Raw genomic sequence first — 9,207 nt, 5'->3', positions numbered from 1 at the left:
ACCCAGACCCTCGAGCGCATCGCCAATGGCTGGCGAAACAGCGATATCGAGGCGCTCATGCCTTGGAACTACCAGCGCTAAACGGCATCAGCTACGCGCTTACCAAAGGCCGTCATGCCGCGCTCAAGCATGAGCTTGAGCGCGAACAGGCTAGACCGTCCCTCGTAGAGATCGGCGTCAGGTTCTGCCGTGATCTGCGAGCCCGGGGCAAGCCTGATCACGGCAGGCCCGCCTACAAGGCGTTTCGCGACAGCCTGTACGAGAATGACTGATGTTCATCGACGCCTCGGCCCTGACGGCGCTGATGATCAACGAGCATGATGCGCGCGAACTCCTGGCCGGGACCCGGCGCGGCTGAACGGTGTTGAACCGGACTTTACTTGGCTGGCCACGGTCCAGATTGGATCACGTTCAAGAACCTAAAATGCGGCGGGCTTGCTTCGGACGGTTAAGGCCAGGAGCGCCTCCGAAAGTCGTTTCTTCGCCCGCTCCACCCCGTTCTCGTCGATTGCCTCAACATCGAGGAACAAGTCGAGGCCAGTCGCGTGCTCGCTGATGACCTGAGGGCGCTGGGCGAGTTCACCCAGAAGGCCCTCGACTTCGTAGGGGACAACCTCCCGGCTTATCCCCTTCATGGCAATCGGTGCTAATGGACGCGCCCGGACAAGGTCGCGCACGAGCGCGTAAGTCTCATAGCTGAGGCAGATGCCGCCGGGCTCGGCAATCGACTGCAGACGGGCCGCCAAGTTCGCTTCGGCTCCGATGATGGTGTAGTCCATCCGATCATCGGAACCGAAGTTCCCAACATTGCAATAGCCCGTGTTGATGCCCATGCGAGCTCGGAAGGGCCGTTCAACTCCGCGGTCACGCCACACCCTGTTTAACTGCTCCACCCGACGCTGCATGTCGACAGCCATGCGCAAGCAGGCTCTCGCGTCTTCCTCGATGCCTTGCGTCTCGGGGTCTCCGAAGAACACAAGAAGCGCGTCGCCGATGAACTTGTCGACGGTGGCGCCGTGTTTGAGCGCGATCGTCGACATCTCGGTGAAGTACTCGTTGAGGAGAAGCGTCAGGTCCTCGGGCTGGAGCCGTTCCACGATCGCGGTGAAATCCTTGACGTCGGAGAAAAAGATCGTGAGCTTCTTGCGCTCGGTCGCGATGGTGACGTCCTTCTGGCCGCTGAAGATGCTTTTGTAAATTTGAGGCGAAAGGTATTTGGCGATCTTCAATGAAATCGCGGCCAGGAAGTCGTTTGCCTCGGAAAGCTCCTTGTTGATGCCCTGAACCAACGTGGACTGCCGACGCTGCAGGAGAATGAACGTCAGGCCCGCCGCCGCTGCGAAGCCGAAATATAGAAGCAGATACTTGAAGGTCAGCACGTTCGCAGCGATAGGCTGATTGACTGATATCTCCTGGATCCCTCGGACATCCCCTACCTTCCAGTCCGTCTTGGGGCTGTCCGGGTGTGAGTTATGGCAGGTCACGCAGACTTGTCCCATTACAACAGGGGCCGCGGCGCGGACCTGCCGGTCAAACAGTGAACCCGAGACCTCGATGATCGGCTCCTTCGGGTTGGCGCGCAAAGCCAAGATTGCATTCCGCTCGAACGCATCGAGCTGGTGGGGCGCGCGACCTTTGAAGGGCAGATCCGAGACGAACCGATATTTGACCGAGCCGTCATGAGCGCTGATGCGCTTGCCGAGTTCGATCGAGAGGGTTGCTGGAATAGGGATCGCACCTGGCACGTCCCGGTAGTTGTGCGTCGCAGTCACGGCGCCGTTAGCTTGCAGCACGCGTCCCACGACGTCGCTGCCGTAAAATCCGCGCATTTCGTCGATGATGCGGCTGATTTCGCTGGCTTGCCTGCGCAGCATCCGTTCCGACAGGTCTCGGAGATCGAGCCAGGCTGCGACGGGCAGACCGATAAGGCCGATGACCACTGCCGCCACAAGGAGCGGTCCCATGGTGCGCTGCTGGCGCGCAATCTGTTCACCCAGTCCAGCCATTGTGCAAGCGCCCGGCCGTCATTAGTATCTGAACTATAGCTCATTCCCGGCACGGTACCAGAGTCAGTCTTGGCTCGATGAAAACACGTCAGCCCTGCAACGTCGGACCGACCTGGAGCGATTGTTGCTAAGCCCGACCCTCACAGCGGATTTCGCATTCTGGCGCTAGACGGACAGTGAATCAGTGAAGGGATGTCGCAAAGTCGGTTGTGGCCCGGAATCCGCTCCGCGATAACTGCTCAGCGGTCAAGAATTCACCTCTGGCAAGGTTGGGACTTCTGCGCTCGGAGAGCGCGTCGGAGAAGAAAGTGTCCCGCAAAACGTATCCGCGCGTCGGTCGCACTATGGAATGGGACACCGCGGCGGGGTGACGCGCGCTGCTGGCAGCATGACGCGCACCTGAATGGTGCGCCGCTCGCCTGCGGTAAGCGCAACCAGAGCGACGACGAGGATTTCGCCAATTCGCATTTCGTTGCCAGCGGCAAGGCTGCCACAGTCGCTTAGCCACCATGATTGACATCCCGGCTCGTCGCCCGCGCAAATGACGCTGTCGCGTACGCGACGCCTGAGTGAAGCACTTATTTCAGCCGAACCCTTGTGGCTGGAGTAACCATCCGGTGTGGCTCGTGGCATAGGCGGTTTCGCGTGTCAGACTGCTTGCATGGAGATCGACACCGACAAGATCGACGACGCCGTTCTGGGCCTGCTTCGGCTGACGCTGCATGAAGAGAGGCGCGCCTGGAAGGGTTTGGATTGGAATGCTCTGGATCGCTTGCACGAGAAGGGGCTGATCGCGAATCCGGCAAACAAGGCGAAGTCAGTGGTTCTGACAGATGAAGGACTGCGGCGTGCTGAGGAGCTATTCCGAACCCTGTTCACTCGCCCGGCGCCCTGAGCCAGAGCGCGGGACGGGCGCCTGCGAGCTGATAGCGCACATGGCTGAATTTCGACACCGGCGGCGCGCTGACCGCAGGCGGGACGGCCAGTGCTCTCGCCGTACGGCCAAATTCGTCTACGCCAACGGGCGCATCCAACTGTTAAGGCAGTGGCAGAGAACACCGCAGCCGCGGCCCTCAATGTCAACGGCATTGGCGCGAAGTCCATCCGCAAATGCTTTCTGCCGGCGAATCGGCGTTGCCCGGGCCGAGTTGCAGGCAGGCAGCGGGTCTGCGCCCGCTGCTGGCACATGGGATGTTGAAGAGGCAGATTACCGCAAGCAATGTGTCATCATGGCTGCGGATTTCCGAAGGCAGGTTTCTCAAGCACGAGCACATGACTACCAAGAGGCGATGTGTGAGTGCTCTTCACCTGGAACCCCTCGTCAGAAAGCGTTTCGATGAATTCGCCATCCGTTCCAGGCGGAACGCGGGCAACGACGTTTGAGGTGCGCCTCACAATATTGGAAAGCACCCTTCGCGCCTTGCCTGGGCCGATGTTGCGCTGCATGTGCTGATAGACGGCCAGCAGCAGGACGATATCGTATTTCGGTAGAAGGATATTGCCGAGGCGCCGGCTGCCGAGATTCAGGCGATCGAACCGGGCATGTACCGGGGAGCCGCTCAATAACATTTTTGCAGTCTCGATGTGCGGCTTGGCGATGTCTATCCCGTGGATCGAGCTGGGTTTCAGCTTGGATATCTCATAGGCGACAACACCCATATTGCAGCCAACATCGAGAATGGATTTTCCGGCGTAGTCGACCTTTGCGGAGAATAGTCCGTCAAGTCTGTCGTCCCACGTTCCGGCAAAACCCCTTTTGAATCTTGACCACCACAAATTATCAGCTCCTTTGGGAAGAGCCCCCTTGAGCGCCTCCTACCACGAGAGAATTAATGGTCGATACCCTTTCAACTGGAATTGATCACATTGACGAACCAAGGCAGGGACGTGTGCGGCCGCGTCACAACCCCATCACCTTGAGTGCCGCGGGAACCGCATAGCGGCTGCCGTCATAGCGCATCCGGTAGGTCCGCTTCACAGGCTTGCCAGGATGGGACTGGCATTCGCCATTCTGGTCGGGGGAGGGATTGTCGGTATCCGTCCGCTCGACCGCAATGATGTCATGATAGCCGTGGTGGCGCGCCGGGCTCATCGTCAGCCTGACCTGGCTGGAATGGAAGGATCCGGCGCAACTGGCATCGCCTTCGCCGCCAGTGCCGGCCACCACGAGACCGTCGAGCACCACGCGCAGCGCACCGCCGGCGAGGGCATAGAGCCGCAGGTCGGTTTCAGTGAAGGGATTGGCCTGAGAATGGTTTGCCATTTCGATGCGCAGGCCGAAGGCGGTGACCTCAGGGGCCATTGCATAGCGGCCGGTGTCGAATTCCACCTTACGGATCGCGATGGCATCATCGGTCATCAGTCCAGGCTGGAGCAGGCGCTGGCGCACACGCAGCGTATTCCTGTCGACGACCAGAAGCTCGATATCGCCGACATGCAGGTCGTCGCCGTTAGCGCTGTCAATCAGCGGTACCGCGACCAAAAGCAGGTCGTCATGAGCCGGCCAGATCTTGCAGGCCAGGCCGAATGGCGCATCGCTCTCCGGGAGCGTCGAGGCGATGCTGGTATGGGGTTCAAGCGTGAACGAGGTGCCGTCGGCGCTCTTTCGGGCCTTGGGATAGGCCTGCTGCACCAGCGCGGCGGCATCGCCGCAATCGCCCGCCGCGGCCTTGGCGGGCGACAGGCTGGTCAGGCAGAGGAAGAAGACAGGCAACAGGATTCGCATGAGGTTCTCACGTCACAGCGCGGATGCGGGCAGGCATGTCTACGCGAGATTGCTGGCGGCGCACAGGGGTGCGCGGAAAGTGCGGCTAACGAGGCCTCGATGAACTGCTGAATCGAGAGAGCTCGTTTGAGTCCCCTACGACGCATGCCCCCAGCGCTGAACCCGGTCATCCACGGACCGACTGTACTGGCAGATCAAGATGTGTGGCGGGGTCGGCCGCGGATCGAGCCCTTGTACCGCCCATGAACCGTTTCACATCGGCCTCCCTCCAAAGCCGGGACCAGGCGCATTTGTCGCCAAGATAATCTCGACTAGAGGATTGCCTCTGGCGTCGGCAGCCTGAAAGAAAGCAAAGGCGCTCGCTTCCTTTCGAAGATGTAGGAGCTCGGCCTCCATACCCCTCGACCGAATTCCGTTAACGGGGCCAGTGCGCGGGTGCGGGCTGAGAAATGGGGTGCCGCTAAGGGGTTCGGAGCGACCGCTCGGCACACAAGGCCGGGATACTGGCGACCCTATGGCGCCTTGGAAAAGCAGCACTGCCTCGGCGCGACCCCGGTTTGATCCGTCGTTGTGGCTGGGCTGCTTGGCTCGTGGGTTTCGCGCGCACGACCGAGCGGAGCGACCAACGCGATGACGAGGATTCGCCAACCTGCATTTCATCGCCAGCGGCAAGGCCACCATCCGCGCTTAGCCAGCCTGCTGGACCCGCTCCCGGGGTCATCGCCCGCGCTATTGACCCAGCCGCATAAAAAGCATCCTGCCGCAGAATAGCTGATACGCAGTGGCGATGATCAGCTCTTTTGCTGGTCAGTCCAATTACCGGGATCCCAATCCCGAATTCAAAAGGCGATCTTCACACCCAGCTTGCCGCTGACGGTTGAACTGTCTTGAGACCACTTACCGCGAATTTCGCTGCTGAGCATTATCGATTGAGACATTTTCAGGTTGAAGCCGGACGACAGTGCAGCCGAAAAGTCCGCGTCGTCAAAGTCACTCTCTCTACCGTCGGCGCTTGCCGTGTTGGAATAGCCGAAGCGCTCCTGGATATCCAATCGCGCATAGGGGCTGATCACCATGCCATTGCCGAGCAGAAAATCAGCGTAGACTCCAGGTTCGAATTTGACTGCGCCAAACGACAACCGGCTCTTTCCATAGACAGTGTCAAAGCTGTCTGTGTATCCATCGCCGGTAAAGATGACGCCCAACAATCCGCCGCGGATGTCGAGTCGCACCCGATCGGTCAGGTTGAAGATGCGACCAATTGAGCCTGTCAGTGCATAGCCCTGTGTGTCGTAGCTGCCGAAAGTGCGTCCCGCCCTTTCGATGTCGGTGTTCCCAAGGAACGCAGATGCTGCCACGAGCGCATAACTTGTGCCGCGTCGAATGAGCCCGTAGCCGCCGAACATCCCACTTCTGTTGGTTGCTTCACCCTCCCCGATGAACCCGAATGCGTCGGAATCGACTTTGGCCGAGGCATACCCGGCGAACAGGCCGAGGTTCAGCCCATGCTCGCTGCCGAATCCAAAACGCTTTGCGGCATTGAAGTCGACGCTGATGGCAGCGGAGAATTCATCTACGCGGAAGCTCGGCCCATCAAGGACGCCCAAGCTATTCGAAATCGAGAAGCCGTCATGTTCAGTGCGAGCCAACTGACCGGAAGCGAAAACACCGAACGGCGTCGACTGAGCGAGCGGAACCCCGTTCGCAAGGCCGACGTCCGCTTCGACTACGCTGTCAACTACATCACCAAGCGCCCCCAAAGACGTGTCGACAATTACGCTGTTGGTCGCACCTCCAAGATAGCAGTTCGTGTCCAGAAAGATGCCCTCACTGTCGATAATGCAGGCGCTTGCCTGAGAAGGCAGTAAGATCAATGCAGCGGCAAACGAGAACATGCCCGCTGCGCATAAGCGCCGAGCGAAGCTTTCCTTCATTGTCCTTTCCCCTCTTAACTACAAAGCTAATGTAATAAGGGATGCGATACGCAGAAGATTCTCAATGCAATATCTGGCTGTGGCAGCGTGGGTGCAACATATTGCACCGGCGCTGGCAAGAGTGTAGCAGGTTCTCGCCGCTCGGGATATGGGTTTTGTACATTGCTCGATTTCTGCTTGCTAGAACCTGCGGCGGAGCTTGCCGACCGGATCTGTCGATTGCACGCGCCAGCGCTACTTTGTCGGATGATCACTGCGTCAAGAAAGCGGGCTAGCACCACCCTTGCGCTTTCTTTGAGGTGATTTCTGGTGTAAAAAAACCGCTGCACTCCGAGACATAAGTTTCACGCGCAAGAGTAGCGTGAGCCGGTTCGACACTTCGACGACTCTGAGATTGTCGCATGCTGAAACGAGCCTGTTACATGACCCACAGTCCCTTCCTGCGCATCATAATGGTTCTGCTGGTGGCACTGGTTGGATCGGTACGCGCTCAAGCGGCGGTCGAAGATGAACCAACGCCACAGTCAAGCAAGCGGCTCGCCATTGTCATCGGCAACTCCGATTACCAAAGTGTTCGTCTCCCACACTTGCCCAATGCGGTGAACGACGCCACAAGGCTTTCCGAAAGCCTGGGAAGGCTGAATTTTGATGTGCTGCTGGGAGTGGATCTCTCCCTTGCCGGTTTCGGCAGGCTCTTTCGCCAGGCCGATGGCAAGCTTGTGGGCGCCAGCGCGGTGCTGATTTTCTACGCCGGGCATGGCGTGCAGCTTCAGGGCGAGAATTACCTGCTGCCGGTCGACACGCCCGATCCTGAAACCATCGGGGAACTGACTGCGAAAGCAATCAAGCTCAACGACCTGATCGCACGATTCTCAAGTCGGGAACGGCAGACCTTCATTTTCCTCGACGCGTGCCGAAACAACCCGATGGGCAAAGGCCCAAGTGTAATGGATGGGCTTGCGCAGGTCGAAGTGGGCGAAAACACGTTTGTTGCCTTTGCAACCCAGCCAGGCAACATCACGGCGGACGGCTCGGGAGACAACAGCCCGTTCACCACAGCCCTTTTGAAGAATGTCGAGATCCCAGGGCTCAGCATTTCGGACATGATGATCCGCGTGCGCAACGAGACTGAAGCACTCACTGTCGGTCGTCAGGTCCCGTGGGATCAGTCCAACCTTCGCGAGCAGTTTTACTTCACCGAGCAGCAAGTGCTCGACCCGGCTCAGTTGAGCGCCAGCTTGTCGCGCATCCTGTCGGATCCTGTCGCGAAGCAAAGACTCCAGGTAGAACTTGCTTCCAACGACTTGCAGACTGCGGTGATTATCGTGGGACAGACTTTACGATCGCTGGAGGCTTCGGCGCCATCCGGCGCGTCAGCCGATGCGGTTGGTACGGAGATTGCCAGCCTCGAAGGGGCCCGGAAAAGTGTGATCTCCGGTCTCGAAACTTTGATCGTTGGCACGCAGGCTGGTGCAACGAAGCCTGAAAAACAAGCCGAGCTCGTACGCAGTGTCCAGACAGAATTGCGCCGCCTAGGTTGTTATCGAATGACCGTCGACGGAGATTGGGGCAAGGGCTCGCTCCATGCTCTCAGCACGTATTACAAGAACACCAAGCGAATAACGTCGGCCACCGAGCCGACCGTTGAACTTCTGGGGGAGCTCTTTTTGCACTCCGGCCGCGTCTGCAAAGACCCTGTGACCGTACCGCAGAGGCCCAGGCGAGCAAGTGCCGCCTCAGATGTTGCGCCCGTGCGGAAAAAGGGTGCTCCCAGCCGAAAAAATCCCAGAAACTCGCAGCCGCAATCCTCGCCTCCCGCAGCTGCTCCTCCCGATATCAATGGCGGAATTGGGATTGGCGGCGTTTTCTAGAGAAGCCATTGTTCCACGCGTACCCTTCTTGTCACGCGACCACAGCATGGCGTGATTTGGGCCCGCCTGCCGCAGCTAAACAACCTGGCTCGTACCGATCGCTGTTCCGGCGATCCGTTCCGCGTATATGAACGCGATTGTCTGGTGAGGTCTTCCGGACCGGAGAAGGTTGGATACGAGTTCCTCCCCCTCCGCCATACACTCGGACCCAACAATCTTGCCTCGGCTCGATGGTGCACGAACCGCGCAGAACCGCCGGGCTTTTCAATTCTAGCTGCCGGGACAATCGTCAAAATGCCGCTTCGCTGGGCAACGGGAACGAGTTTGCTTACGACGGCCCCCGTAGTGCTCAATCCGGTCGACTGTACTAGCCGAGATATGGTTTGGCGCGGGCGCGGTCCAGCTCTGTGTCGCCGTGAACTGTTCGTTACCCGGATTTGATCCGTCGCTGTGCTTGAACTGGCAGGCTCGTAAGTGGCGCGTGGCCGACCGAGCAGAGCGCCAGGGATCGGAAGAGCACGCCTGGAGGTGTGACAGACGTTGCAGACACTCGGTCCCTGATGTAATTTAGCATTCGATCAAGTGAGGAATATGCCCGCTGTCGCGACGGCTTTTCTCTCTTTCTGTCTCGGCAGATTGCATGCTCTCTGACGGACCTTGCTACCACATGC

Annotated in this window: 7 protein-coding genes and 1 pseudogene; 4 read left to right on the top strand and 4 right to left on the bottom strand. The window is 59.1% G+C overall.

Annotated elements, in window-relative coordinates:
- Positions 1–81, top strand: an 81-nt coding sequence (locus tag NKI25_RS36620; RefSeq protein ID WP_502897481.1) for a transposase domain-containing protein, incomplete at its 5' end; no start/stop codon positions are given.
- Between the two features lie 338 nt (positions 82–419).
- Here the strand turns inward: NKI25_RS36620 and NKI25_RS32835 are convergent.
- Positions 420–2,006 (bottom strand): adenylate/guanylate cyclase domain-containing protein, encoded by a 1,587-nt coding sequence (locus tag NKI25_RS32835; protein WP_352624032.1) that lies wholly within the window; start codon positions 2,004–2,006, stop codon positions 420–422.
- A 323-nt stretch (positions 2,007–2,329) separates the two neighbouring features.
- Here NKI25_RS32835 and NKI25_RS32830 point away from each other — a divergent pair.
- Positions 2,330–2,510 (top strand): annotated as a pseudogene (locus NKI25_RS32830) (3'(2'),5'-bisphosphate nucleotidase CysQ); the annotation flags it as partial.
- A 157-nt stretch (positions 2,511–2,667) separates the two neighbouring features.
- A complete protein-coding gene (locus NKI25_RS32825; protein WP_353000534.1) occupies positions 2,668–2,901 on the top strand; it encodes a DUF6429 family protein in 234 nt (77 codons plus the stop codon).
- 332 nt (positions 2,902–3,233) lie between these two features.
- On the opposite strand, the gene NKI25_RS32820 is transcribed toward NKI25_RS32825, so the two are convergent.
- The 3 genes from NKI25_RS32820 to NKI25_RS32810 all read right to left on the bottom strand — a co-directional run bounded on the left by NKI25_RS32820 (position 3,234) and on the right by NKI25_RS32810 (position 6,665).
- The gene (locus NKI25_RS32820) at positions 3,234–3,782 is read right to left on the bottom strand and encodes a class I SAM-dependent methyltransferase (protein ID WP_156948240.1); all 549 of its coding nucleotides are present in this window, start codon (positions 3,780–3,782) and stop codon (positions 3,234–3,236) included.
- A 124-nt stretch (positions 3,783–3,906) separates the two neighbouring features.
- Positions 3,907–4,731, bottom strand: a complete 825-nt coding sequence (locus NKI25_RS32815) for a PA3715 family protein (protein WP_352624033.1) — start codon at positions 4,729–4,731, stop codon at positions 3,907–3,909.
- Positions 4,732–5,570: 839 nt separating this feature from the next.
- Complete coding sequence (locus NKI25_RS32810) at positions 5,571–6,665, bottom strand: autotransporter domain-containing protein (protein ID WP_352570804.1); 1,095 nt, start codon at positions 6,663–6,665, stop codon at positions 5,571–5,573.
- 422 nt (positions 6,666–7,087) lie between these two features.
- Here NKI25_RS32810 and NKI25_RS32805 point away from each other — a divergent pair, with 422 nt between their 5' ends.
- Positions 7,088–8,536, top strand: a complete 1,449-nt coding sequence (locus NKI25_RS32805; RefSeq protein ID WP_352846425.1) for a caspase family protein — start codon at positions 7,088–7,090, stop codon at positions 8,534–8,536.
- The last annotated feature ends 671 nt before the right edge of the window (positions 8,537–9,207 follow it).

Origin of the sequence: Mesorhizobium sp. M0808 (assembly GCF_040320025.1) — a bacterium.
Lineage (GTDB): Bacteria > Pseudomonadota > Alphaproteobacteria > Rhizobiales > Rhizobiaceae > Mesorhizobium.
The sequence above is the reverse complement of the archived record's forward strand: the minus strand, read 5'-3'. Positions and strand labels throughout refer to the sequence as shown.

Bases quoted from the DNA above. Each gene is read 5' to 3' on its own strand.
- NKI25_RS32835 (WP_352624032.1), bottom strand. From the start codon at position 2,006: ATGGCTGGACTGGGTGAACAGATTGCGCGCCAGCAGCGCACCATGGGA.
- NKI25_RS32825 (WP_353000534.1), top strand. From the start codon at position 2,668: ATGGAGATCGACACCGACAAGATCGACGACGCCGTTCTGGGCCTGCTT.
- NKI25_RS32815 (WP_352624033.1), bottom strand. From the start codon at position 4,731: ATGCGAATCCTGTTGCCTGTCTTCTTCCTCTGCCTGACCAGCCTGTCG.
- NKI25_RS32810 (WP_352570804.1), bottom strand. From the start codon at position 6,665: ATGAAGGAAAGCTTCGCTCGGCGCTTATGCGCAGCGGGCATGTTCTCG.
- NKI25_RS32805 (WP_352846425.1), top strand. From the start codon at position 7,088: ATGACCCACAGTCCCTTCCTGCGCATCATAATGGTTCTGCTGGTGGCA.